Here is a 25,886-nt window from a genome sequence, read left to right as displayed (position 1 = left end):
TGTGTCCCCTGCCGAGGTTTTCCCATGATCCGGTCGCGCATTCTGTCGCTCGCCGTGTTGCTGGCGTTCGTTCCGCTGGCGAGTTCGCGGGCCGATGAGGTTGACGTCTACTTGCTCTCTGGGCAATCGAACATGCAGGGAGCGGGGAAGATCGCGCAACTGCCTGAGGACGTGCCACGAGAGATTCCGCACGCATGGTTCTTCAACGGCGAGAAGTTCGAGCCGATGGCGATTGGCAAGACGCCGATCTCGAAGCAGGCGACGAACTTTGGACCCGAGGTTGGCTTTGCACTCGAAATGGCGACCGCGGAGAAGCCGGTGTACCTGATTAAGTACGCGGCGAGTGGCATGCCGCTCCATCACGGTTTGCACGGCGGCGAGTGGCAAGGCAACGAGCCGGCACCCCGGCGGCGGAACTTCTACCCGGGGCATTCGCCTGACGATCCCAACCAGGGGACGCTCTACCGGCAGATGCTGAGGACGTTTGAAGCGGGCATCCAGTCTCTCAAGGACGAAGGCCACACTCCGCGGGTGCGTGGGTTCGTATGGATGCAGGGCGAGCAGGACGCGAAGCACGAAATCCCGGCCAACGGGTACGCGAAGAGTTTGAAGCAACTTCGCAATCGCTTGGCGAGTGACCTCGAAGTCGAGAAGCTGCCGATGGCGTTCGGCCAAGTGCTGCCCTTCGAGCCGGCTCCCGAGCGTTTTGTGTATCGGCAAGTGGTGCGTGAACAGATGGAGAAAGCCGACGGCAAGTCGGGCGACCCGCTGGCGATCGCCGATGCCGTGATGGTGTCGACCGACCACTGCACGCTGAACGGCGACCACGTGCATTACGACACGCCGGGGCAGTTGGTGTTGGGGAGGAACTTGGCGGAGGGGATGCGGGGGGTGGTGGAGGGGACCTCGAGAGGTTCCGATGCGCCGATAGTGCCTCGCAAGTCACAATCGTCAGCTCGTTGATCCAACGAAGTTAGGCAGAGATGATTTGAATTGAGTAGCGTTGCAATGAAGGATCTCGAGTGATCAGCGTTGCCTGCTCGCAAATCGATTGCGCAATTAACATACGATCGAAAGGGTCGCGGTGGTGCGACGGAAGATTGGCAGTCGCAAAGGCGTGCTGTGCCGTTATCGGTAAGTGGGTAAAGCCGGAACGTTGCACTCCTTGCTCGATCGACGCCAAGGAAACATCCAATTTGCCTATAGCTCGTTTGATGGCAATTTCCCACAAGACAGCGGCGCTAACCTGTATCTCATTGTGGAGGTCCGAGATTGCCTCTCTAGCTTCCTCTTTCAATAACTCCGGGTCATCGAGCCACCACAACAAGGCGTGCGTGTCTAGTAGCAGCTTCATGAGTTCATCCCAAACGCGTCGGCGATATCGCTCGGCAATTCGTCGAAGTCCTCGGCGATGTGAATCTGCCCTTTGAGCCACCCTCCCTGCCTGCGTTTCGGCGAACTTGCTTCTTGACGGGTGGCCTCACACGAGTTTGCGAGCACAAACTCCACGCGGGCCCCCTCGGGTAGTCCGAGCGGAATGTCGGGGACGATGGCACCTTGATGGATGTGGCCGGTGACGGACATGGGGCTGAGTTCGATGAAGTTAGTGGGCGTGTAGAAGAAGTATACCGCCCTTGCAGGCCTAATTCGAACTGAAAAGTCCAGTCCCCCACGCCCGGCTCGCCCGGTTGACACCCCCTGTTAAGCGAGGTAGGCTAGCGGATTACGGCCCGCCTTAAGTCTTGACCCTATAATGGGTTTCGTCGCCACAACAAGACTTTTGGGCGCGGCCGGCACTACAATCCGACTCACAATCCGACAACTTGAATTGCCTCGCGCGGTAGGCGAATGTGCCGCGGGAATGGGACTTACATGAACGCCACCGAAGTGCTGAGAATCGTTGACGCGATCCATCGCGACAAGAACATCGATAAAGAGATCGTGTTCGAAGGGATCGAGGCTGCTTTGGTCTCGGCCGCGAAGAAGCACTACGGGGAAGATTCGGATATCACGGTCACCATCGATCGCAAGGACGGAACTATCCGCGCCAGCATCGATGGCGAAGAACTCGACAGCGAAGAAGCCGTCGGCCGCATTGGCGCTCAGACCGCCAAGCAGGTGATGATTCAGAAGATCCGCGAAGCCGAGCGGGACGCCCTGTACGACGAGTACGAAGACCTGCTGAACCACATGGTCAGCGGCATCATTCAGCGGTACGAGGGTGGGGCCGCGACGGTCGCGTTGGCCAACGTCGAGGCGATTCTGCCTCGCAGCGAGCAAATCCCCGGCGAGACGCATCACGCCAACGAGCGGGTCCGTGCCACGGTGTACGAAGTTCGCAAGGCCGGCAGCCGGATCAAGGTGATCCTGAGCCGCCGCTCGCCGAGCTTGGTGCAACGGCTATTCGAGCAGGAAATCCCCGAAATCGCCGACGGCGTGATCGAAGTCCGCGGCATTTCCCGCGAGCCGGGCTACCGCTCGAAGGTGGCCGTGTCGAGCAGTGATGCCCGGGTGGACTGCGTGGGCGCCTGTGTTGGCGTGCGTGGCAACCGCATCAAGAACATCGTCGACGAGCTCGCCGGCGAGCGGATCGACATCGTCCGTTGGGACGAGAACCTCGAAGTGCTGATCCCCAACGCCCTGTCCCCCGCGACCGTCGAGCAGGTGATCCTGTGCCGGATGCTGGGCCGGGCCATTGTGCTGGTAAGCGAGGACCAACTGTCGCTGGCCATCGGCCGCCGCGGTCAAAACGTCCGCCTGGCGAGCAAGCTGTCGGGCTGGGACATCGAAATCATGACCCAGGAAGAACTGGCCGAATCGATCGACCGCGCCGTCCAGGGCTTCAGCCAGCTCGACGGGATGAGTGTCGAACTCGCCGAGAAACTGGTGGAAGAAGGCTTCCTGAGCTACGACGACCTGTCGATCATCGAACCGGACGACCTGATGGAAATGGGTGGGTTGAGCGAAGATCAGGTCAATGTGATCGTCGAGCAGGCCGAAGAGCGTGCCGAGGCCGCCGAGGCCGCCGCTGCCGAGGCTCGCCGGAACAAACGCGAACAAGAGCGGCTGACCGCCGAGGTCGCCGAGGCGGAAGCCGCAGCGGCTGAAGCCCGTCGCAACAAAGGGGAGCCTGAGGGGGGCGACGAGGTAGATGGCGTAGCCGAGGAGCTTTTGAGCGGCGAACCGGGCGAATTGGACGCCGTGGACGCTGGACAAGAGCCCCCCGCTTAGCCGATAGTACAGGGCTTGACGGCGGCGAAAACGCCGGTCGAGTTTCGGCTTTCACCCTCCTGTCGCGAGAGAGTTTTCTAACGCGGCTGGAGTGCCGATACCATGGCCGACGTTGGGTGATGGGCGTACATTTGAGTTTACTATTTTTATCCGCAATCATCACGGGAGACGTGGCTATGATTCGGTAACCGAAGGACGGCTGTCGACCCCCGCGAGGTGCATGCTCGGTGAAGCATCGCCACCCGGAATCGAAGCCACATGGAGAACGCATTTTGGCGGTTCGTATTTACGCTCTGGCTAAAGAGCTACAACTTGACAGCAAAGACCTAGTCGATATCTGCACGCGCATTGGTATCCCAGGCAAGGGTTCTGCGCTGGCTAGTTTGACCGAAGCTGAAGTTGAGAAGGTCAAACAGCACCTCTCTGGAGGAACCAAGGCCGCCAAGCCGAAGGCAGCGAGTGGTCCTGCTCCGATGGAGCGCCCCCGCCCTGCCGGTCCTTCGGGCGATCGCCTAAAGGTGATTACCACTGCCAGGACCGCCTCGCCGCTTGAGGCCGTCAAAGCCGCTCGCCAGGCCAAGGCCGCTGAGGCGGAAGCCGCCGAGTACGAGGCGCAGTTCGAGGGCGAGCCCGTTGCCGAGACTCCTGCTACAGACGAAGGGTCGGCCGCCTCTACTGCTTCTTCTACGCCCTCGACGCCAGAGAGTGCCGCGCCAGAGAGCGCCGCTCCACGTCCGACGGCTCCTAGCGAACCGTCTGGTCCGCTTGCCGGGATGTTGCGCCGCGAAGATTACATTGGTCCCGGTGGCGCCATGGCGGGTAAGCCCCGCGTGATGGGCCAGCCGGCAAAGCCGAAGCCCAAGACTGGCCAAGGTGGTTCCGGCAATCGCGCTCGCCCGGCCATCAAGTTCGCGCCGATTCCAGCGCCGAGTGAGGCCAACCGTCCGCGCCCCCGCGTTGACGATGCTCCCGCGCAGAAGCCTGATATGCGTCTGCCAGCCGAGATCCTCGGTGGCAAGGCAGGCGACAAGCCGCTGGCCGCGCACCTCCGTCGCGCCGAACGAACCCTCGAAGCCGAAAAAGCCCGCAAGGCGGGTGGTCCTGCACCCGCGACTACCGAAACGGACGATTCCAAGGGGCGTGGACGGGGCGTTAAAGGTCGCAGCGGAAAGCCCGGCGAAGAAGATCGCACGATGCTGGGTGGCCGCGAACAGCGGCAGGCCAGCCGACGTCGCAGTCCGCGCTCGGAGGACGACGACTCGGGTCGCGGCGGTCGCCGTTCGATCCGCCGCACCGCTCGACGCAGCGGTGCCAGCACGGCCGCGCCGCGTAAAGAACGCGTGACCCTTGAACTCCCCTGCACGGTTCGCGACTTGAGCGAAGCGGCGGGTATTCCTGCGATGCAGATCCAACGGATCCTGATGCAGGAAGGGGTGATGGCAAAGATTAACGACGTGATGGACGAGGAACTGACCGAATTCGTGGCGGCAGAGCTCGGTATCAACGTTGACTTCGTCCTGCCGATGACGCTTGAGGACGAGGTCCTGACCGCGATCCGCGAAACGGCCGATCCCGAGGACCAACTCGAACTGCGTCCGCCAGTTATCACCGTGTTAGGTCATGTCGACCACGGCAAGACCTCGCTGCTGGATCGCCTGATTGGCATCAACGTGGTGAAGGGCGAGAGCGGCGGCATTACCCAGCACATCCGTGCCTACCAAATCGAGAAGGACGGAGCCGGCATTTCGTTCGTCGATACGCCGGGCCACGAAGCGTTCACCGAGATGCGTGCCCGCGGTGCGAACGTCACGGACATCGCAGTGCTGGTAGTGGCGGCCGACGACGGCGTGATGCCCCAGACCGAAGAAGCCATCAGCCACGCCAAGGCGGCCGGTGTGCCGATCGTCGTGGCACTGAACAAGATCGACCTGCCCGGCATCGACCCGATGAAGGCCCTGGCCGACCTGTCGGCCAATGGGCTGCAACCGGCCGAATGGGGTGGTGAAATCGAAGTGGTTCGGACCAGCGCCCTCACCGGCGAAGGCATGGACGAACTGCTCGAAACGCTGCTCACCGTTGCCGAACTCAACGAGTACAAGGCCAACCCGCACCGCCCCGCCATGGGTACCTCGCTCGAAGCCCACCAGGAGTCGGGCCGAGGCGTGGTCGCCACGGTCATGGTGCAAAACGGTACGCTTCGCGTTGGCGATGCTATCGTCTGCGGCGACGCGTTCGGAACGGTGCGGGCGATGTTCGATACGCTCAATCCTCACCTAGCGGTGGCCGAAGCCGGGCCTAGCACGCCAGTCAATGTGCTTGGCCTCGACGTGGCTCCTGGTGCCGGACAGCACTTTTATGTGCTCGACGATATCGCGACTGCACGCGAAATTGCCGAGTCGCGACGCGATCAGAATCGCTCCGACACGCTCGGCAGCCATGGCCCTGTGCACGTCACGCTGGAGAACCTGTTTGATCGCCTTGATCACACGGGCGAAGTGCAAACGCTCAATCTCATCCTGCGTGCCGACGTACGCGGATCGATCGAAGCTATCCAGAAGGAACTCACCAAGCTCGACCATCCCGAGGTCAAGCTCCGCACGCTGCTGGCCACGGTCGGCGGCGTGACCGAGGGTGACATCCAGCTCGCCAATGCCTCGGACGCCGTGGTCATTGCGTTCAACGTGGTGCCCGACGAGAAGGCCCGCAGCCTTGCGGACAAGCTGAACGTTCAGATTCGCCGGTACGACGTGATCTACAAGATCACTGACGACTTGAAGCTGTCGCTCGAAGGCATGCTCAAGCCCGAAGAGCGCGAAGTGGAACTTGGTCGGGCGCTGGTGCAGCAGGTGTTCAAAATCAGCCGCCTGGGTGCCGTTGCCGGTTGCCGGGTGCTGGGTGGCACCATCGAGCGGAATGCCCGCGCACGCGTCATCCGCGACAGCACGGTGATTGGCGACTACTCCATCGACACGCTACGCCGCGAGAAGGACGACGCCAAGGAGGTTCGCGAAGGATACGAGTGCGGCATCAAGCTGTCTGGCTTCAACGACGTGAAGGAAGGCGATCTGTTCGAAGTGTATAAGGTGGTGGAGATCGGCCGTACGTTCGATTCCTAAACCATCGACCTCCCGGTCCATCCCTGCAACACCACGCACTTAGCAACTACGCCTCCAGCAACAGCCCCTCATGTCCTCCCGCCGCGTTCTCAAAGCCGCCGAAGCCATCCGCGAGGTCGTCAGCATGTCGATCCTGACGGACCTCCACGACCCTCGCATCGAGGGGGTGACCGTCACGTACGTCGAGGTCGCTCCCGACATGCGGACTGCCAAGGTGCACGTTTCGGTCATGGGGTCCGAGGCCAAACAGAAGACATGCCTCAAGGGACTGGAAAGCTCGGCTGGTTTCTTGCAGTCGAAGATCGCCCAGCGAATCGATACCCGCTACACCCCGCGATTGACCTTTTCGCTCGATCAGGGCGTGAAACAGTCCATTGCTATCGCCAAAATGCTCCGCGAAGTGCTGCCCGAGGAGCCCCCGACGGACGAGGATGTCCCGGAAGATGAAAATGTCATGGAACAGGACGATATCGATGAAGACGACATCGAAGAGCCGCCTCGCGAGGCGGACAACTAACTGCCATCCCGGTGGCGGATAGTGACCTAAGTTTACATGATCGCAAGCTAGAGACGGCCCTGAGGCAGACCGCATGACCACCCCCAACCGTGGCACCCGCATTACCAAAGTGCTGGGGCAAATCAAGAAGCACTTTAAGCCGGCAAACGTCGCGAAGAACCGCACGCTCATCGAGCACCTGCTGTTCGCGTGCCTGCTCGAAAACTCTTCGTACGAGGCGGCCGAAACGGCGTTCGATCGTCTGGTGAAGGACTACTTCGACTGGAACGAAGTCCGCGTCAGCACTAAGCGTGAACTGGCCGAGACACTCAAGGAATTGAACGACCCCGAGCAAGCGGCCGAGCGTCTCAAGCGGACGCTGCACAGCGTGTTCGAATCGGTCTACGTCTACGACCTCGAACATCTGAAGAAGCAGAACCTCGGCCAGGCCACCAAGACCATCGAGAAGTACGAAGGGACCTCGCCCTTCACCGTGGCGTACGTGACGCAGAACGCGCTGGGTGGCCATGCTATTCCGGCGAACCAGGGGTTGTTGATTGCCTTCGTGGCGTTCGATCTGATCACGGAGAAGGAAGCGTCGCAGTGGCACATCCCCGGTCTTGAGCGAGCCGTGCCTAAGAGCAAGGGGACCGAGATGTCAACCATCTTGCACCAGCTTGGTGTCGAGGTCGGTAAGAGCCCTTACGGTCCCAACACCAAGAAACTGCTGCTCGCGATTGACCCCGAGTGCAAGATGCGGCTTCCGAAGAAGCCCGAGCCCAAACAGGCTCCCGCACCGGTGGCACCCCCCGCGCCTGCACCGCCGCAAAAGCCGGTGACCAAGCAACCGACGAAGCCGGCCGCCGAGGCACCCGCACCAGTCGCCGCGCCCGACAAGAAAAAGAAGGTCGCCGCGCCGCCGGCAAAGCCGATCACGAAGTCGCCGAGCACCAAGGCACCAGCGCCCGCGCCGGCCCCGAAGAAGAAAGTCAAAAAGAAGGTCGTGAAGACCGTCAAGAAGAAGGTCGCCAAAAAGACCTCCGGGGGAAGCCCAAGCGTGAAGAAGAAGTCCACCGGCAAACCGACCAAAAAGATCACCAAGCGCAAACCGAAGTAGGAGCCTTGCCCAAGAACCAATTGCCACTGACCACTTCGATTTCGAATCTGGTCATTGGTCATTGCAAATTGGACATTGATTTACCATGGCTGGACATTCGCACTGGGCGAACATCGCCCACAAAAAATCGGTCATCGACGCCAAGCGTGGCAAAGTCTGGAGCAAGCTCTCTAAGGCCATTATTGTGGCTGCCAAGATGGGTGGCCCCGACCCCGACTCCAACCTTCGACTTCGCTACGCCATCAACGATGCCAAAGCGATCTCGATGCCGAAGGACAACATCGAACGGGCCATCAAGAAGGGCTCCGGTGAAATCGACGGCAGCAATTACGAGGAAGTGCTGTACGAGGGCATTGGCCCGGCGGGCGTTGCCATCATGTGCGACATCCTGACCGACAACCGCAATCGCACCGCCCCCGAGATTCGCAAGCTGTTCGAAGTATGCGGCGGAAAGCTTGGCGCGACGGGGTGCGCGGCGTGGACCTTCGACCGAAAAGGGCTGATTCTCATCGCCGCCGACAAAGCGGATGAAGAGGCACTCATGGACTTGGCCCTCGAAGCGGGTGCCGACGATGTCCGCCGTGAGGGCGAGGTGTTCGAAGTGATCTGCGAGCCCGATAGCTACCGCGGCGTGTGCGACGCGCTCGCAGCGGCCGAAATTGAAACGTCGAGCCGCGAGCTCACGTGGATTCCCCGCGACACCATCGAGGTCTCCGGCGACGACGCTCGCAACGTGCTCAAGTTAATGGAACGCCTCGACGATCACGACGACGTTCAAAGCGTCTCGGCGAACTTCGATATCTCCGACGAAGTGCTGGCCGAGATCTCCGCAGGCAACTGAGACCAGTGATTCGCACGCTCCGCGCATCACCTTCTAGACGAACTTACACCACGGGAGAAGTTGGATGACAACTCGCCTCGCCGGATTGTTGCTCGCGTTGGTGTTGAGTTCAGCGACCACGGCCGCGGACCGGCCCAACATTCTGTTCTGCTTGGCCGACGATTGGGGTTGGCCCCACGCCGCCGCGTATGCCGACGAAACGGCCGAGACACCGGCGTTCGACCGCATCGCTAGTGAAGGGGTACTCTTTCAGCGGGCGTACGTTTCGAGCCCGTCGTGCACCCCAAGCCGCAACTCCATCCTGACGGGGCAGCAGTTTTACCGATTGGACGAGGGAGCGAACCTCCACAGCTCGCTCGATCCGCGGCACCCCAACTTCATGTTCCTGCTTCGTGACGCGGGCTACCAAATCGGGCACTGGCGCAAGGTGTGGGGGCCGGGCGATCCGTTGGCCTTAGGGTACAAAAAACATCCGTGCGGCCCTCCCAAATCGTTCGCCAAGTTCTTCCGCGAACGCGACAAGAGCAAGCCGTTCTGCTTCTGGTTCGGCACAGCCGACCCACATCGCCCCTACGAAAAGGGAGCTGGAATAAAGTCGGGCATCGACCCCGCGAAGATTCGCGTCCCCGACTTCTATCCCGACACGCCCGAGATACGTAGCGACTTGGCCGACTACTACTTCGAGGTGGCCCGATGGGATCGCGATGTTGCGGCGGCCATGCAGCAACTGGAAGAAGCGGGCGAGCTCGAGAACACGCTGATCGTGATAACCGGCGATCACGGCATGCCCTTCCCGCGCTGCAAAGGCAATTTGTACGACTGGGGTTCGCGCGTGCCGCTGGCGATGCGATGGGGCGCGCGGATTGAGCCAGGCCAAGTAGTAGACGACTTCGTGTCGCTTACGGATCTCGCGCCGACATTCCTCGAAGCCGCGGGCGTCGCGGTGCCTGACGAGATGACGGGGCGGTCTCTGCTGCCGATGGTGACTTCCGAAACACAGAGCGCAGAGCAAGACCGCGACTTCGTGGTTTATGGTCGCGAACGCCACACTCCCGCTCAGGCGATGCCTTCGATGGATGGCTATCCGTCGCGAGCGATTCGCACCGATCGCTGGCTGCTCATTCAGAACTTCGAGCCCGATCGCTGGCCGACCGGCGTGGCGTCGGGGGCAACCCACCCGATCGACAAGTTCGCGGACACCGACGATGGACCCACGAAACAGTTCTTCATCGAGCACCAAAACGACCCGCAAATCGCGCCGTTCTTCGAACTGAGTTTCGGCAAGCGGCCGGCGGTCGAACTTTACGACTGCCAGGCCGATCCCGATCAAGTGAAGAACTTGGCGTCCGACCCCGCGCACGCGGCGACCGTGGCGGAGCTACGAACTAAGCTCATGGAGTACCTTGAGCAAACGGGCGACCCGCGGCCTGAGAATGCCCCCTTCGACGAGTATCCGTACCGCGCGAAGTACCTCGAAACGTATCTCAAAGAACACGGACACTAATACTTTAGCAGTACCAACCCTCTCGGACGGGCTGCTACAATAACAACTACTTCGCTTAATCTCTCCATCACAGGCAACCACCGATGACTCGCACACAGACCACCCTCGCCTCGCTAATCGCACTTAGCATGCTGACCACCATCGCACACGCCGAAGAGGGTTGGACGAAGATGTTCAACGGCAAAACGCTGGAAGGCTGGACGCAGAAGAATGGCACCGCGACGTACCACGTCGAGGATGGCGTGATTGTGGGCAAAACATCCAAGGGTAGCCCCAACTCGTTCCTCGCTTCGACTAACGACTATGGCGACTTCGAGATGGAGTTCGAAACCAAGGTCGACGACAAGCTCAACTCGGGCGTGCAGATTCGTTCGAAGACCGACGACAAGCCGGGCGAGCACTCGGTGTACAATACGGGCCGCGTGAATGGTCCGCAGGTGGAGATCGAAGCCAGCGGCGACGCGGGTGCTGAGGCTGGTTACGTGTACGGCGAGGGAACGTCTCGCGGATGGCTGACGCCGCAGGACAAACTCGTCCCGCACAAGCACTTCAAGGACGGCGACTGGAATCACTACCGCATTGTCGCCGAAGGCCCGCGCATTCAAACGTGGATCAATGGCGAGCAGGTGTCGGACCTGACCGATGAAGAAATCTTTAAGTCGCATCCCAAAGGCTTCATCGGCCTGCAGGTCCACGGCATCGGCGCGAACGAAGGGCCGTACGAAGTGCGGTGGCGGAATCTGAAGATTCGCGAGTTGGGCAAGAACGGGCGCTAGAACCGTCGACCCAATCACCAACGGCGGCGAGCTCTGCCCCGAGAATCGGGGTCGGAGACCCCTCCCACAATTTATTCGCGGGACTTGTGCGGTTCGTCGGTAGGTTTCACGTCCAAATGCTTCGGCATGTCGAACGTCTTGGCGCTGCGTAGTTCTGGGAACAGTCGCATCCAGGCGAGCGTGACGGCGATCGCTCCGATGCCGCCGAAGATCACCGCGGCAACCGGTCCAATCAGCGCGGCGAGAAAACCACTCTCGGCGTCCCCCAGTTCGTTCGACGCCGAGATGGTGAGCATCGATACCGAGCTCACGCGGCCCCGCATGGTGTCGGGCGTGTGGATCTGAATGAGCGACTGCCGGACGAACACCGAGAACATGTCGGCGCTGCCCCAGATCATCATCGATAAAAAGGCCACGATGAAACCGATGTGCTGCGGCATGAATGCCGTGGTGCCGAAGGCGATCGTGGCGAGGCCGAACACGATCACCGAACCCATCATCTTCATGCCGACGTTCCGCTGAAGCGGCAGGAACGAAAACCAGAGCGCCGTAATCCCCGCCCCGATGCCGGGCGCGGCGGCGAGCTTGCCGAGCCCAGCCGAGCCGACGTCGAGAATATCTCGTGCATACACGGGTAAGAGCGCCGTGGTGCCGGCCAGCAGCACGGCGAATAAATCGAGCGTGATCGCACCGAACACCAACCGGTTCGTGCGGACGTAGTCAAACCCATCGATCACCTGACGCAGCGGATGGCGATCACGCTGCGGGGGCGCTTGCGGCACATGGCCAACGAAGAACGTCAGGCAGAAGAGCGAAACGCCGAACAGCGCTGCGCTCAAGATGTAAGCGTAATGTGGCTTGAACGCATAGGCGTATCCGGCGACGGCGGGACCGACAATGCTGCCGGCCTGCCAGACGATGGAACTAGACGCGATCGCCCGCGGCAAGAGCGGCGTGGGGACAATGTTCGGTGCGAGCGACCCGATCGCGGGCGCTTGGAACGCGCGAGCAGCGCCTAGCACCGCGGCCAGCGAAAAGATGAGCGGCAAGCCGATCCACCCTTCGTAGCTCGATACGGCCAGCGTCACCGCGACACCCGTGGTCATCGTGAGCGTCACCTTGGCGACCCGGGTCCTCTTGTAGTTGTCGGCCGCGAGGCCTGCGAAGGGGGTGAGCAAGAAGAGCGCGACAAACTGAATCAGCCCAATGAGCCCAAGCTGCGACGCGGCACCGGCCGGCGACATCCCGTAAGTATCGCGGGCAATGTTGTAGGCCTGCCACGCGATGATCAGCCCCATGCCCGAGGCGCTGGTGATGGTGCAGAACCGCACCAACAGGTACGCACGAAACGCCGGGATGAAAATCGGGTGCGTGGGCGAGAGGGGAAGCGGCGCTTCGGTAGTCTCTGGTGGCTTGAAGGGATTGCTTGGGTCCGCGGGTTCCATGAGGCTCTCTGCGCTGCAACTCTTCGCTTCAGTTAGTCAGGATGACTACGTTAGCATACGCACTGCAAGTGCTGCGAGCACAGCCCCGGCTAGCGGGGCGACTACGGGTATCCACGCGTAGCCCCAGTTGCTGTCGCCTTTACCGCGAATGGGCAGCACCGCATGGGCCAGGCGCGGTCCGAGATCCCGAGCCGGATTGATGGCGTAGCCCGTCGTGCCGCCCAGGCTCACGCCGATCGCCAGCACGAGCAATCCCGTGGGCAACGCACCGAGGGCACCGAGGCCCAGCTTCGCGGGCAGAGGTGCTTCGGACTCGCCGCTCAAGGGCGACGTGAACTCGACGGTGGGTTCGACGGCCATGAGCAGCGCGAACACCAATACGAACGTGCCGATCAGCTCCGAGATGAAATTGCTCGTGGGGTTGGCAATCGCAGGGCCCGTCGAAAACACGCCGAGCTTCGTGCCGGGATCCTTCGTGGCCGCGAATTGATCGCGGTAGTAGACCCACACCAGTACGCCACCCACAAAGCCTCCCGCAAGCTGCGCTGCGATGAACAGCGGGACGTCGGCCCACGGGAACTTCCCCGCCATCGCAAGGCCCACGCTCACCGCCGGGTTGATGTGCGCGCTCACCGCGCCGAAACACCACACGGACACGAACACCGCGAGCGCCCAACCCGTCGCAATAACGATCCAGCCACTGGCGTGACCATAGGACTTGTCGAGCGCGACGTTCGCACAAACGCCGCCCCCGAGGAGCACTAAAAGAGCTGTCCCTAGAAACTCGCTTTGATACGCCTCCATCGCCTTACGCCCTCGCTCGTAACCCGACGTCCGCCTGGTGGAGCGTTCCACCGAGATGGTGTTGGTTATAGCGACAAACGATGGCACTGGGGAGCCGTGCGGTGGGTCCAGATCAGGGTTTGTCGAGTTTGGATGGTGACTTTCTTTCTTTGAGATTGCCTTCCTCGTCCAGCATCGCATCGATATCGACGCCCGGAGCTGCTTGAATAACCGTGCCATCTTTGAGGACGCGCGATTGAATGCCGTTAGCATCCCGCGGAGGAGTCGGCCTAAAAGTCGAGAACCCCGCCACGCGTCCTTTACTTATTCCAAAGTGCCACCCCTTGCGAATGTACTGCAGGGTATCGCGTGTCTCCGCATCGGGCTGGCCGTATAGTTCAATCACCTGGTCGCGAGAGTCACCAATTCGGACTCCCTCTTTGGACCTACCCGCGAAGTCTCGAACCAAAGGACCCTGTGTCGACTGCGACTGCGCGTGGACGGTTAGCGTTGCGTTGGGCATCAGCGTCAGGCTGAAGCCACGCGACGGGTACTCTAGGGTCACCATTTCACCTCCCGCACGCCCTCCGCGAACTCCTGGCTGCGGCATGGGACCAGGCAGTACCTCTCTAGACAAAAAATCGGGAGGTCCGAGCAGTCGAATGACCTCCTCTGAAGACATTCCTGCCGTCACCGGCCCGAAACCCTCGTGCGACACCACGAGTTGCTCAGCGTCTTGATCGGGATAGGTCGAATTGTTGGGATCGGCCTTCCACTCCTCGACGGTATATCCTTCGGGGATGTCGATCTCGAACTCAGACTCGTCCATCGGCCCGTCGAAAACGAAATCGCTGTAGACTTCTCGGATGTGCTTGCCACCAATTTTTCCGTGATCGATGGTCATGGTAATTGGCAGTTTCGTCTCGGCGTCCGCAACCACCAGGAACTCGTCGTCGCCACGGGACCAGCGAAACTCCACGACCTGCCGACCATCCGCCTCCGTTCGATTCACCTGTTCTTTGGCGCCCGTTGCGAGGGCGCGCAGTTCGTGCGAGAAGGTGTTTACCGTCTGCTTCTTGGTGTTGTCCGATCGATATATCGGACGGACGGCGACCTTCTTTTCTTTCTTCAGTAGGCGGATGTACCGCCCTTTCTGGTCGTCCATTACGCTCACTTCGTACTCGTCCTCGGTGCGAGATCGCCCTGGCTCGAGTATTTGTACTTCACGCACGTAGGGGTCAGGCCAAGGCTGTCCTTTCCAGCCGGTGTTCGTCAACTTGTACCGCACCGAACGAACTCGGTCCACCGCCTCACCTACTTGCCCCAAGGCGAACGACTCTTCCCCTGCCAGTGGCCCCCCGTGCCACAGCACCACGCCAACGACCAGTCCCACAAGTGCAGCGATGGCAACACGGGTCGAAAGTCTGGCCAGTTGCCGGCCACCGCGTGAAAGGCGACCTCCAGTCCTGGCCCTTGATTGAATTGCATGTAGGGCGATTGCGTCGCGCGGAAATGCCGGAACGGGTTGCCGCCTCAGTTCCGCTATCGCATCATCCAGCAGTTGTTCGGAATCGTTCATCTCTTGTCCTTCGTCGCGCAGCGATCCACCCACTTTGCAAGCTTCGATTGCAATTGCTTCCGCGCCCGGTGAACCAGCACGTGGACGGCGTTCACTTCGATACTCAACTGCAACGCAATTTCGTCGTAGGAAAGTTCATCGATTGTGCGGAGCCAAAACGCTTCGGCCTGTCGTGGCGGGAGCTCGGCGACCACTCGTCGCAGTGCATTGGTCAGTTCGTGGTAGGCCGCCTCCGACTCAGGCGATGGCGCCCCGCTGATAACTGCACCAGCATCGACTTCTTGATCCATCCGACCGCGGTGCCGCCGGACGCGACGTAGGAGATCGATGGCGCGGCGCGTGGCTAACCAGCGAATACGCGGCGGGTTCCACTGTTCGTCGGGACCTCGCTGCCACATTTCGTACAGAACTTCTTGGCAGCAATCGAGCGCGTCGGCTTCGTTTCCGAGCACACGATAAGCGCATTGCCAGACCAGCGGCCCGTGCCGGTCGCAGAATGCTTTGCTTTCTTCCATGTCGGCTGGCCCCGAGGCATCGGCAATTCGATAAGTTAACGAACGCCGCGCGGGACATCTTACATGAATCTACACAAATAGCTGAAGAAATATCCCATCAAGCTGAAGGCCAGCAGCCTTCTAGGCCTAAGTCCGCCGACGCGTAGGTCGGCGGCTAGTGGGAAGATGAAGGCTCAGTCCTTGCCCTCGTGCTTCACCGGCTTTTCTTCGCGGTTCCAGTACTCTTGGAAGTCGAAGTCGGGGGAGTTGTCGAGGTCGTGGCACTCAAGGCAGTTCTTGACCACGCGGCCCATGTCCTGGCCTTCCTTATTGCCTTCGTTCGGTATCACTTCCATACGCAGGGCGGCGCGGAACTTTTCGATCTCCTCTTCCGTGGCGTCGATATTGCCACTCTCGGCGTCGTAATGATCTTTGCCAGGGCCGTGGCAGTTCTCGCAGCCCTGTGTGGTGAGCTGCGGTGTTTCTTCGAGGCTCAGGTAGCCCGTGGCGTACGGAGCGAAACCCTGAGGGTTCCAGCCAGTGACGTGGCAGCTCAGGCATTCGGGGTCGAAGTGCCGGGGCGGGTCGAGCTTCACCAGCGTCTCGGTCGCGTGAGCATGGGGGCTGTTCATGAAGATTTCGCACGCCGTGCTGTGGCAATCGGCACACGCTTCGCTGCCAATGAAACCGCCACCGCCGCCGGGAGGCGGTAAAGGATCGCCACCGATGAGCGGCTTGAAACTGCCGGCCGCCGTGACCAATGTCTTCAGTTCGTCCTGATAACGCACGAGGAGCTGCTGCATTTCGGGCGCGTCCTCGAAGCGATGATCCATCGGAACTTTTTGGTAGCGATACTTGGGTTCGCCCTGCCGGTAGATGCCCACCACCACGGCGTACATCCCCTTGTGCCCCACTTCGATCAGGTAAGCACCCGATTCGGGGATGGGCGTAGCGGTCTTGGGTGGTTCGTCGCCCCCCTTGCCTGCCACTACCCAGCGGAACTGCGGGAACTTCTCGGACAGCGCCCGCGCCTCGGCCACTTCACCGTAGACGAGCAGCACCATCTCGTCGCACTTCTCGGACATGAGCTGCGGCAGGACCTGGGCGATCGCCTCTTCGGGAGGAAGCGTGACCAGATCACGCATCACCTCGGCGGCAGCCGTTTCTTGCTTCCCCAGCACTGAAGTCATGCCGACACGGAAGCCATTCTTCTCCACCACGCGATAGCGCTGGGTGAATCCCGAATCGAAATCCACGAGGCCGATGTTGGCCGACACCAGCGGGTTGGGATCGAGGTTCGCCGCTTCGGAAAGCATGTCGAGTTTTAGTTCCTTATCGCCGAAACCGACGGCCTGGTAGTCCATCATATTGAGGCCTTCCAGGATCTTTGCGAGTTTATTCTGCTCCTGTGGGCCGTAGCGACGCACCAGACCACCGGTGTCCATCGCGACGACAGGCCAGCCTTGATCTTGAAGCTGCCGGAGCATCGTCATGCGGCGTTTGAAGCCACCTTTCTGGTTCTCAAGACCCGCGCAGCCGCACGGTTCGAGGAAGCCCATTTGCTCGCCGGTGAACACCAGGGCGAGGTCGGGTTTGGGCCAGTCGACGAAGATCTCGCCGTTGGCTTGGATGGGATCGACCTTGCTCGTGCCACCCGCTGCGATACGCACAACGGGCTTGCCCACGAAGTGGGCTTCGTAGCTGGAGCCGAGGCGGATCGGTTTGGGCTGCTTCTTCCGCGGCGATTCGCTGGCCGCGCCGTTCGTCAGGGCGAACGTCGCCCACATGGGGACGGCCAGCAGCACGAGGATCAACAGGAAGGGTCGTGAGTGCCGGAGGGCGGGATGCTTCGTCATAGAGAGCGTAGGGGGCATTGGTAAGTCGTGGGCGAACTACACCGTACTCGGATTGTCGGCGCTCGGGCTAAACTTCTCCACCCCCTCCACCGCTAGCTGGAATAACCGGCACGCTTGGGGGCCATTTCGGCGGCACTACTTCGTGACGCCCGCACCTTTCACCACAAACCGTACGTCCAGGCTGATTTCGGGGTTCGTGGGGTGATTGGTCTTTAGGACGATCCGACCGGCGTCCCCCTGCCCCGACCCGTTGCGGATCGCCGGCGGGGCTCCTTTGGGAATCCGTACCACGAGCGGCACGTGGGCCAGATCGTCGCGAAGCAGCTTTCGTTCACCGAGTTCCACTTCCATGAACTCGGGATCGAGCTTCTCGATTTCGAACTCAATGTCCTTGGCATGCTCGCCACTGACGTTAAGGAACAGCTTCACCTCCGCCCCGGCGCCATTTTGGACGTCGCCAAAATGGATGGCACCGGTCACGTCGTTCCACTGCGAGGGACCTCGGACTTCGATGTCACCCACCACGGTTCCCATGATCGGCACGCGAAGCTCTTCCGCCCCAGCAATGTTCGTCTTCAGGACGATCCAGTCGTTCAAGGGACCAAGTGGCAAGCTGTCGGGCGGAGTCACGTCGAGGCGGTAGCCCGAGATTGCCTTGGGGTCGGGCAGTTCGTCCTTGGCGACTTCGACGACCTCGACCTTGTAACCCGTGTTGGTCGTTTCGGGGGCGGGCTCGGCGGATTCAATCTTCAGTGGCTCGTCCTGGAACGACATGACGTAGATCGATTCTTTACGCCCTTCGCCAACGCGAAGCTTATCGAAGAACCACTCCTTGGGCTCCATCGCGCTCACATCGGTCACTTGGCCTTCGACAGTGAGCTCGACACGGCGAGCGCGGGGGTCGCTGGTCTCGAGCGTGGCGGTCTGGCGAAACGTCCCCGGCACGGTCTTCGCTTGCCACGTGAGCGTCAGCTCGGTGGACTCGCCCGGCGGGATTGGATTGTTCTTCATTTCACCGGCGGTGCACTTGCAGGTGGTGCTCACGACGGCGACCGACAGCGGCGCGGTCCCTCGATTAGAAACGACGAACGAGTGCTTGCGCTCCGTGCCGCGCTGCATGGTGCCGAAGTTGTACTCGCGCGAATCGATCTCGAACTTCGGAAAGCCCATAGGCGCGCCCGAGTCGGCACGCAGGATGGCGATGTCCTCGGCCGAGTGCTGCTCGCCGACGGTTCGCACCGCGGCCCACCACCCCAGCACGCTCCCCAGGAGCACCGACACCACGACCACCGGAAGCACACGCATGACGATATCACTCGGGACACAAGGAGAAAGACGACTGGCAACTCCTTCTATCTTAGGGCGACCGCGGCGGGCGGGTCAATCAATCGCGATTTCCACGCCGGGTGGGCGGCGGCGCAGCTCGGCCCGCAAATACTCGCGGCAAGCCGTGAAGAACTGCTGAAAATCGGCCCGCTGGTAGTCGGGGTAGGTCCACGGCATCTTCGTCCAGCCGGCCGAACGTGAGTACCCGAGCGTGATCTCAGCAAAGATGCCCCGGGCGAGGTAAATGCGGTGCGAGTGGTTCTTCGTCGACGCCAGCACCAGCTTCGACTCGGCGATGTAGCCGGGGTCGAGATTCAGCGGCCGGGGTTCGTCGTGCCCGGCAAGTTGGGCGTACTCGGTTTCCCAGTGGTTGGTCAGTCGCTTCACATCAGGAAGCGTGCCTGGGTCCATCAGCGCCGTGGACACAACAAACTGCTTCTTGAGCCCCGCGCCCATTTCGGCTTGATAGTAGTCGGTGTCGTCGAACACAAACGCATCGCTCACCAGAGCATGTGGCCCCCAAGTCGCTTCGATCTGCTCGCGCGCCCACGCGAGCGCCTCGTCATACCGACTGACAATCGGGACGAGTCGAAGCACGGGTTGGGGGGATTGGATGGAACCCATAAGAACCAACTAAGGGTTGAATTCGTCGCGGATCGACACGGATACAGCGAATGTTCGCGGACACGTTTAAAACTGCGCTATCTTTAGTCCGCGAAGCTCCGCTCCAGTCCGCGCAAATCCGCGACTGATTCTAATACGCCCGCGCGAACACTCCTCGCTGCTCGCTCTCGCCGCCGCTGAAGATGCACTTGCCCTTCTCCGGCTTGCCGTCGAGTGGAATACAGCGAGCGGTCAGCTTCATCTCTTTAAGCTTCGCTTCCATCTCGGGGCCGTCGACGAAGTGGCAGTAGGCCAGGCCGCCGGGCGAGTCTTCGGCGAAGAACTTCTCGAACTCGGCCATTGAGTTCAACTCGACCGAGGCTTCGTCGCGGAGCTTCGCCGCGCGGTCGAATAGGTTCTTCTGCATCTCGTCGAGGGTCTTCGCAATGTTCGCCACCAACTCGGCGCGGGGCGTTCCGACGCCCTTGCCATCGACGTCACGCCGCGAGACAAAGGCGCCGTCGCCCTTCACGTCACGAGGTCCGATCTCCACGCGTAGGGGCACGCCGCGCTTCACCCATTGCCATTTCTTGTCGCCGCCGCGGATGTCGCGGTCGTCCAGCTTCACCCGGACTGGCGCGCCGCTGTAGGTCTGGGCTTCGAGTTCGGCCTTGAGCGACTGGCAGTAGGGAAGCACTTCGGCCCGCTCGGCGTCGTTCTTGTAAATTGGCAGGATCGCGACGTGGGCCGGCGCGAGCTTCGGCGGCACCACCATGCCATCGTCGTCGGCGTGGGTCATGATCATGCCCCCGATGAGTCGCGTCGACACGCCCCAGCTCGTGGTCCAGGCGTGGGTCAACTCGCCCGCCTCGTTCTGGAACTTGATGTCTTGCGCCTTGGCGAAGTTTTGCCCCAGGAAGTGACTCGTCCCAGCTTGCAGCGCCTTGCGGTCTTGCATCATCGCCTCGATCGACAGCGTGTCGACCGCGCCGGGAAAACGCTCGCCGGCGGTCTTGCGACCCTTGATCACTGGCATCGCCATGTAGTTCTCGGCGAACTCGGCGTACACGTCGAGCATCTGCCGCGTCTCGGCCTGGGCTTCTTCGCTCGTCGCGTGGACGGTGTGCCCCTCCTGCCATAGGAACTCCGTTGTGCGGAGGAACATTCGCGTCCGCAGTTCCCAACGCACCACGTTGGCCCATTGATTAATGAGGATCGGCAAGTCGCGGTAACTCTGCACCCAGCGCGCGAATGTCGCGCCGATGATCGTCTCGCTCGTAGGCCGCACGATAAGTGGCTCTTCCAGCTTCGCCGCGGGATCGGGCATCAGTCCGCCGGAGCCGTTATCGACCAGCCGGTGATGCGTGACCACCGCACACTCCTTGGCGAAGCCTTCGACGTGCTCGGCTTCCTTTTCCAGGAAGCTCATCGGGATGAACAGCGGGAAGTAGGCGTTCTCGTGCCCCGTGGCCTTGAACATCGTGTCGAACTGCCGCTCGATGTTCTCCCAAATGGCGTAGCCCCATGGCTTAATGACCATGCACCCGCGGACATCCGACGTCTCAGCCAGCTCCGCCGCTTTGATGACCTGCTGGTACCATTCGGGATAGTCTTCGGTACGGGTGGGGGAAATCGCGGCCATATGCAAGATCTGGATTAAGGGTCGAGAGGTCAGGAATTCGAGCTCGCCATTCTAAGGCAGTTGGATGTTCTGTTAAATCCGAGGCTCGGGGCGCGACGCGAACCCCGAATTGGCCGGTTTTTCCGACCAAGCGTAGATCGTCGGCTAGTTTCGATCCGCGATACCGTGTTAACATTCGTCGCTTACCCCTCGCCCCCGACCCACGAAACCGAACGATGTCCCGACGCCACGCTACGCAACTTGCCCACAACGAACAGGTTCGGCAGGTTTTCCTCGCCAGCGACAAGAACCTCCGCCCCAACCGCAACGGCAACTACTATTTGCAATTGCAGCTTGGAGATCGTAGCGGCGTGATCGATGCGCGGCTGTGGAACGCCAGCGAGAAGGACTACAAGGACTTCGACAACGGCGACTACGTGCTGGTGGATGGCAGCACGCAGTTGTTCCAGGGGACCATGCAGCTGATCATCAACTCGATCCGCCGCGCCCGTCCCGACGAAGTGGACGAGGGGGACTTCCTGGTCCGTGCGCCGGCCGAGATCGATCAGTACGCCCGCCGCCTCGCCGAGATCCTGCGTGGCATCAAGACCCCCGAGCTGAAGAACCTGGCCGAGTGCTTTCTGATGGACGACACGTTCATGCAGAAATTCACCACCGCCCCGGCCGGCATGAAGAACCACCACGCCTACAAAGGTGGCCTCGTAGAACATGTGGTGAGCGTGATGGAACTGGTACTGCTGGTCGCCCCGCGATATCCGCAGCTCGACCAGGACAAACTACTGATCGGTGCGTTTCTGCACGATGCTTCGAAGGTCGACGAGCTGATGTACGACCGCGAAATCGGCTACACCGACGAAGGACAACTACTAGGTCACATGGTGATGGCCATGTCGCTACTCGATTCCAAAGTGATCGAAGCCGAACGACTCAGCGGCGAACCAATCCCGCGGTCGCTAGTGACCGAGATCAAGCACATGATCATCAGCCACCACGGCGAGTACGAGTACGGCAGCGCGAAGCTGCCCATGACCCTGGAAGCGGTCGCCCTGCACCACCTCGATAACCTCGACGCCAAGATCGCCAGCTTCAGCAGCCTGATCGCCGACTGCCCCAACAGCGACAGCAACTGGACGCAGTACTATCCGAACTTGGGTCGAAAGTTGTACAAGAGCGCGCCGGCGGAGTGAGCGCTTCGTGTCATCCTGAGGGAGCCCTAGCGACGGAAGGATCTCGCGTTTCGCAGTGCAACAAGTTCGGCGAGAAGAACCTCGGGTGGCTGGGGACGAGTTCTACGAGCCCCCAGATGTTAGCGTGCTGGGGGATCGCAGGACTCTTCCCTAGGCACCCCGTGCTAATCCTTCGTCTGCTCCAAGAATTGCTCGCTCCCGGCGAATAGGGTGGGGAGACTCACCACGATGCAACGCACTTTTCGACTTGGCCGACACATTCTGACAACAGCCATTTGGTGTGGACTGATTTTTGGTTTGATAGTCATCGGCTGCTTAGTGGTTAGCTTGCTGGATCCCGAACGTCCTTTCGCGTGGCTGGTAATGGCCGCATTCTGGTTTATGTGGGTTCTGCTGGCGGGCTATGAGATCATGACTTACTATCGAACACGGCTCGTAATCGATGGTCCGCGACTCATGGAACGGGGTGTGTTCTCTTCGCGAGAGCTGCTGCTCGATGATCCAACACGCCTTGATTGGCGAAGCGCTGCGCCGAGGGGAACGGTGGTCGCCCGTTCGTCCACGACACGAATTTCGATTCCCTTCCAAGCTCTCGATAGTCAAGATCGTGTCCCATTGATTGAACACTTGCGAAGCAAGCTCCCCGAGGCGCAGCAAACTGGGTGGGATTTATTCTGCGTGCGTTGTGCGATTCCGCTCCTGAAACCGGGTGTTGAGTCCTGCAGATCGCGCACAACTCGACGCGACATCGATCGAATATTTGCATGGATGTTCGTGCCAAGCTTATGCGTGACGGCCTTCCTAATCTGGATGGACGGTTGGAAGTATTGGCCCAGCGTATTCGTGCTGGCCCCGCTCTGGCTGGTGTTGCGGTTTATGGTCCCGAGCAAGGGCATGCGAGGCACGCCCATTTCAGAGCAGCCCGGCACGGTGTCGTGGGCGGTATCTTTCGCGGGATTTTTTGTCGGAATAGTCGTTAGCAGTTGGAGCCTGCCAGTTGCAGTTCTGATTTGGATCGTTGCCGTTATCTTCTTCGTGCGATTCTGTCGCGCAGCGCAGGGAGAAAACCTTCGCAAACGCAAAGAACAAGAAGAACAATCTAAAACCGCCGACGCCCGGTGGCAGGTAGCCCTCGCCGAGTACAAGCTCTCGGCATGTGATACCTAAGAGCTTCTGGGGGCTCGCTCCGCTCGTCCCCAGCCACCCACCAAGTCCTCAAAAAAGCCGATGTTGGGGTGCGGTGTAGCGAGAATTCGGGCGAGATCCTTCAGTCGCTAAGGCTCCCTCAGGATGACATGAGCCTGCGTTCTTCGAGCCCGGCGCACTAACAATCACTCTGCGGGCAGAGTAATATGGAGGTTCTGTCCGACGAGGCGTAGCTCGTCGGCTATTGGGAATACGCATGCCTTCGCTCGCCAATTCTCCCAACTCCCAACTTCCAACTCTGAACTGCCCCCGCCATGGACGCTGACCTTCGCGTTGCCATTTACACCTACACCCGGCAGCCGGCTTACACGCCAGTGAAGCCCGTGGTGATTGCTGAGCGGTTGGGGCTGATCGAAGAAGATCGCGTGCTCGCCGTGCGGCGGGTGATCAAGAAGATGGTGAAGGCCGGCGAGCTGGAGTACGGCCCCAATCACCTCGTGATGCCGACCGACGAGGACCATCCCTCGCGTGAGAATCTTGCCCCCAAGAAGAAGCCGAAGCCCGCGGACACCGCCAACCAGGTGCTTGGCACGTTCCGCCGCGTCTCGACGGGCGAGGGTTTCGTCCGTCCCGAAGGGACCATGGCCAGCGCTGGTCGTGATGAGGATGTGCATATCGCCAAAAACGCCGCGCTCGATGCCCACACGGGCGACAAGGTGCGCATCAAGGTCGACAAGCAGCCCGGCTACAAAGGCAAATCCGAAGGCCGAGTGATCGACGTGGTCGAGCGCGCCACCAGTCGGTTCGTCGGTACGTACTTCGAGCGCGACGACATGGGCCTCGTGGACGTCGACGGCAAGGTCTTCACGCAGCCCATCTACGTCGGCGACCCGGGCGCGAAGGGCGTGAAGCCGGACGACAAGGTGGTGATCGACATGGTCCGCTTTCCGTCGCACACCCGCGATGGCGAGGCGGTGATCGTCCAGGTGCTCGGCGGTAAGGGCGAGCCCGGCGTCGACACGATGAGCATCGTCTACGAGTTCGGACTGCCCGGCGAGTTCGGCGACGAAGTGATCGCCGACGCGCATCAGCAAGCCGATGAGTTCGACGAGTCGATCGGACCCGATCGTCGGGACCTGACGGGCGACACCATCATCACGATCGACCCCGCGACGGCCCGCGACTTCGACGACGCCATTTCGCTCAAGCGAATCGAAAGCCGGTACGGCACGGGGCACCACTGGCTGCTCGGCGTGCACATCGCCGACGTGTCGCACTTCGTTCCCGAGAAGACCGCGCTCGACAACGAAGCGTACAACCGCGCGACGAGCGTCTATCTGCCCGACACCGTCATCCCGATGCTGCCCGAGATCATCTCGAACAACCTGGCGAGCTTGCAGCCCGGCAAAGTGCGCTACGCGATGACCTGCGTGATCGAACTGTCCGCCGAAGGCGTACCCGTGGCGGTCGAGGTCTACAAGAGCGCGATCAAGAGTTGCCGACGATTCACCTACGAAGAGGTCGACGAGTACCTCTCCGCCAAAAACTTGGTGGAGCGAGGCGATCACGGATCCATCGACCACCTGAAGCTCGCCCCCGAAGTCGACAAGCTGCTTGGCGACATGTTCGAGCTCGCGATGATCCTTCGCAAGCGACGGTTCAACGCCGGGGCGCTAGAGCTCTCGATGCCGGAAGTGGAGATCGACCTGGACGATGACGGCCGGATGTCGGGCGCGCACGTCGAGACGAATACCGAAAGCCACCAGATGATCGAGGAGTTCATGCTCGCGGCGAACATCGCCGTGGCGACGAAGCTCCGCGACGCCGGCCTCATTTTCCTCCGCCGGGTGCATGGCGACCCCGACTCGCGAAAGCTCAAGACACTTACCGGCTTTGTCCGCGAACTGGGCTTTAAGGTCGAGAGCCTTGAGAGTCGGTTCGAATTGCAGAAGCTGCTCGACCAAGTGCAAAGCGACCCACGCCGCCACGCGGTGAACTACGCCGTGCTGCGGTCGATGCAGCGTGCCATCTACAGCCCCGAGGACGAAGGCCACTACGCCCTGGCGGCCGATTGCTACTGCCACTTCACGTCGCCGATTCGTCGTTACCCCGACCTGATGGTTCACCGACTGCTGAACCAGTTGAACCTGGGCAAGAAGCCGCCGCAAAAGATCGAAGAGTACTTCGCGTGGGGCGACCACTGCAGTGAGCGCGAGCAACGGGCCACCAATGCCGAGCGCGAACTGACGAAGGTCAAGCTGCTGACCTACCTGACCGACAAGATCGGGCTGGAGATGGAAGGCATCATCACCGGAGTGGAACGGTTTGGGCTGTTCGTCGTCGGGCGGGAGATACCGGCCGAGGGATTCATCCACATCTCGGCCCTCGGCGACGACTACTACAAGTTCGACCGCGACACCCACTCGATCACCGGCTTCCAGGCTGGCAACGCCTACCGCCTGGGCGACATTGTCCGCGTGGCGGTGGCGACGGTGGACGTCGATGCCCGCACGCTGGACTTCAAAATGCTGGGCCACATCTCCGGCGGCCACGCCCCACGCCCCAAGGAAGACGCGACCTCCCACAAGGACCGCAAGCCAAAGGGTAAGAACAAAGACCGGCGGAAGAAGCGGAAGCGGTAGCCTCCGCTGCTCCCTCTCCCTCACGCCTTCGCGACTAAGTTTACCAAGGTGGTCGGCTTGCTCGCGCGTAGCCGAGAGGGAGAGGGGACCAAAACGTTCACC

At 61.1% G+C, this 25,886-nt stretch carries 21 protein-coding genes; 11 read left to right on the top strand and 10 right to left on the bottom strand.

What is annotated here, in order from left to right; genetic code table 11:
* The first annotated feature begins 24 nt into the window (after positions 1 to 24).
* The gene (locus tag SH292x_RS03720; protein ID WP_442484243.1) at positions 25 to 963 is read left to right on the top strand and encodes a sialate O-acetylesterase; all 939 of its coding nucleotides are present in this window, start codon (positions 25 to 27) and stop codon (positions 961 to 963) included.
* Between the two features lie 10 nt (positions 964 to 973).
* Here the strand turns inward: SH292x_RS03720 and SH292x_RS03715 are convergent, their stop codons facing one another.
* Together SH292x_RS03715 and SH292x_RS03710 are read right to left on the bottom strand one after the other, a co-directional pair.
* Positions 974 to 1,354 (bottom strand): type II toxin-antitoxin system VapC family toxin, encoded by a 381-nt coding sequence (locus SH292x_RS03715; RefSeq protein WP_442484242.1) that lies wholly within the window; start codon positions 1,352 to 1,354, stop codon positions 974 to 976.
* Positions 1,351 to 1,584, bottom strand: coding sequence for a hypothetical protein (locus SH292x_RS03710; RefSeq protein ID WP_442484241.1), 234 nt, complete (start codon positions 1,582 to 1,584; stop codon positions 1,351 to 1,353). The genes SH292x_RS03715 and SH292x_RS03710 overlap by 4 nt, the downstream gene beginning before the upstream one ends.
* A gap of 288 nt (positions 1,585 to 1,872) precedes the next feature.
* Between SH292x_RS03710 and nusA the strand changes: the two genes are divergently transcribed.
* From nusA to SH292x_RS03675, 7 genes are all read left to right on the top strand, one after another.
* Positions 1,873 to 3,231, top strand: coding sequence for a transcription termination factor NusA (gene nusA, locus SH292x_RS03705; RefSeq protein WP_442484240.1), 1,359 nt, complete (start codon positions 1,873 to 1,875; stop codon positions 3,229 to 3,231).
* 272 nt (positions 3,232 to 3,503) lie between these two features.
* Entirely contained in the window at positions 3,504 to 6,347 is a 2,844-nt protein-coding gene (infB, locus tag SH292x_RS03700; RefSeq protein ID WP_442484239.1) for a translation initiation factor IF-2, read from the top strand.
* Between the two features lie 70 nt (positions 6,348 to 6,417).
* Positions 6,418 to 6,864 carry a 30S ribosome-binding factor RbfA gene (rbfA, locus tag SH292x_RS03695; protein WP_442484238.1) on the top strand — a complete coding sequence of 149 codons (447 nt, stop codon included), beginning with the start codon at positions 6,418 to 6,420 and terminating at the stop codon, positions 6,862 to 6,864.
* A gap of 73 nt (positions 6,865 to 6,937) precedes the next feature.
* Positions 6,938 to 7,960 carry a hypothetical protein gene (locus tag SH292x_RS03690; RefSeq protein WP_442484237.1) on the top strand — a complete coding sequence of 341 codons (1,023 nt, stop codon included), beginning with the start codon at positions 6,938 to 6,940 and terminating at the stop codon, positions 7,958 to 7,960.
* An 85-nt stretch (positions 7,961 to 8,045) separates the two neighbouring features.
* A complete protein-coding gene (locus SH292x_RS03685; protein ID WP_442484236.1) occupies positions 8,046 to 8,801 on the top strand; it encodes a YebC/PmpR family DNA-binding transcriptional regulator in 756 nt (251 codons plus the stop codon).
* Between the two features lie 64 nt (positions 8,802 to 8,865).
* Positions 8,866 to 10,305 (top strand): sulfatase family protein, encoded by a 1,440-nt coding sequence (locus SH292x_RS03680; protein WP_442484235.1) that lies wholly within the window; start codon positions 8,866 to 8,868, stop codon positions 10,303 to 10,305.
* 83 nt (positions 10,306 to 10,388) lie between these two features.
* Positions 10,389 to 11,081, top strand: a complete 693-nt coding sequence (locus tag SH292x_RS03675) for a 3-keto-disaccharide hydrolase (protein WP_442484234.1) — start codon at positions 10,389 to 10,391, stop codon at positions 11,079 to 11,081.
* A 71-nt stretch (positions 11,082 to 11,152) separates the two neighbouring features.
* Here the strand turns inward: SH292x_RS03675 and SH292x_RS03670 are convergent, their stop codons facing one another.
* From SH292x_RS03670 to proS, 8 genes are all read right to left on the bottom strand, one after another.
* Positions 11,153 to 12,526, bottom strand: coding sequence for an MFS transporter (locus SH292x_RS03670; RefSeq protein WP_442484233.1), 1,374 nt, complete (start codon positions 12,524 to 12,526; stop codon positions 11,153 to 11,155).
* Between the two features lie 45 nt (positions 12,527 to 12,571).
* Positions 12,572 to 13,381: an MIP/aquaporin family protein gene (locus SH292x_RS03665; RefSeq protein WP_442484232.1), complete on the bottom strand. Its 810-nt coding sequence runs from the start codon at positions 13,379 to 13,381 to the stop codon at positions 12,572 to 12,574.
* Positions 13,382 to 13,442: 61 nt separating this feature from the next.
* Positions 13,443 to 14,702, bottom strand: coding sequence for a hypothetical protein (locus SH292x_RS03660; RefSeq protein WP_442484231.1), 1,260 nt, complete (start codon positions 14,700 to 14,702; stop codon positions 13,443 to 13,445).
* A 182-nt stretch (positions 14,703 to 14,884) separates the two neighbouring features.
* The gene (locus tag SH292x_RS03655; protein ID WP_442484230.1) at positions 14,885 to 15,403 is read right to left on the bottom strand and encodes an RNA polymerase sigma factor; all 519 of its coding nucleotides are present in this window, start codon (positions 15,401 to 15,403) and stop codon (positions 14,885 to 14,887) included.
* A gap of 173 nt (positions 15,404 to 15,576) precedes the next feature.
* The gene (locus SH292x_RS03650) at positions 15,577 to 17,238 is read right to left on the bottom strand and encodes a multiheme c-type cytochrome (RefSeq protein WP_442484229.1); all 1,662 of its coding nucleotides are present in this window, start codon (positions 17,236 to 17,238) and stop codon (positions 15,577 to 15,579) included.
* A gap of 135 nt (positions 17,239 to 17,373) precedes the next feature.
* Positions 17,374 to 18,543 (bottom strand): DUF1573 domain-containing protein, encoded by a 1,170-nt coding sequence (locus SH292x_RS03645; protein WP_442484228.1) that lies wholly within the window; start codon positions 18,541 to 18,543, stop codon positions 17,374 to 17,376.
* 75 nt (positions 18,544 to 18,618) lie between these two features.
* Complete coding sequence (locus tag SH292x_RS03640) at positions 18,619 to 19,161, bottom strand: DUF4416 family protein (protein WP_442484227.1); 543 nt, start codon at positions 19,159 to 19,161, stop codon at positions 18,619 to 18,621.
* 157 nt (positions 19,162 to 19,318) lie between these two features.
* Positions 19,319 to 20,809 (bottom strand): proline--tRNA ligase, encoded by a 1,491-nt coding sequence (gene proS / locus SH292x_RS03635; protein WP_442484226.1) that lies wholly within the window; start codon positions 20,807 to 20,809, stop codon positions 19,319 to 19,321.
* 215 nt (positions 20,810 to 21,024) lie between these two features.
* Here proS and SH292x_RS03630 point away from each other — a divergent pair, with 215 nt between their 5' ends.
* The 3 genes from SH292x_RS03630 to rnr all read left to right on the top strand — a co-directional run bounded on the left by SH292x_RS03630 (position 21,025) and on the right by rnr (position 25,784).
* On the top strand, positions 21,025 to 21,996 hold the full coding sequence (locus SH292x_RS03630) for a 3'-5' exoribonuclease YhaM family protein (RefSeq protein WP_442484225.1): 972 nt from the start codon (positions 21,025 to 21,027) through the stop codon (positions 21,994 to 21,996).
* 228 nt (positions 21,997 to 22,224) lie between these two features.
* A complete protein-coding gene (locus SH292x_RS03625; RefSeq protein ID WP_442484224.1) occupies positions 22,225 to 23,163 on the top strand; it encodes a hypothetical protein in 939 nt (312 codons plus the stop codon).
* 293 nt (positions 23,164 to 23,456) lie between these two features.
* Positions 23,457 to 25,784: a ribonuclease R gene (gene rnr / locus SH292x_RS03620; protein ID WP_442484223.1), complete on the top strand. Its 2,328-nt coding sequence runs from the start codon at positions 23,457 to 23,459 to the stop codon at positions 25,782 to 25,784.
* Positions 25,785 to 25,886: the final 102 nt, after the last annotated feature.

The organism is Aeoliella fuhlenseeensis (genome assembly GCF_052161615.1).
In the GTDB taxonomy this organism is placed as follows: Bacteria; Planctomycetota; Planctomycetia; order Pirellulales; family Lacipirellulaceae; genus Aeoliella.
Note: the sequence above shows the minus strand (reverse complement) of the source record. Positions and strands in the feature narration are given on the sequence as shown.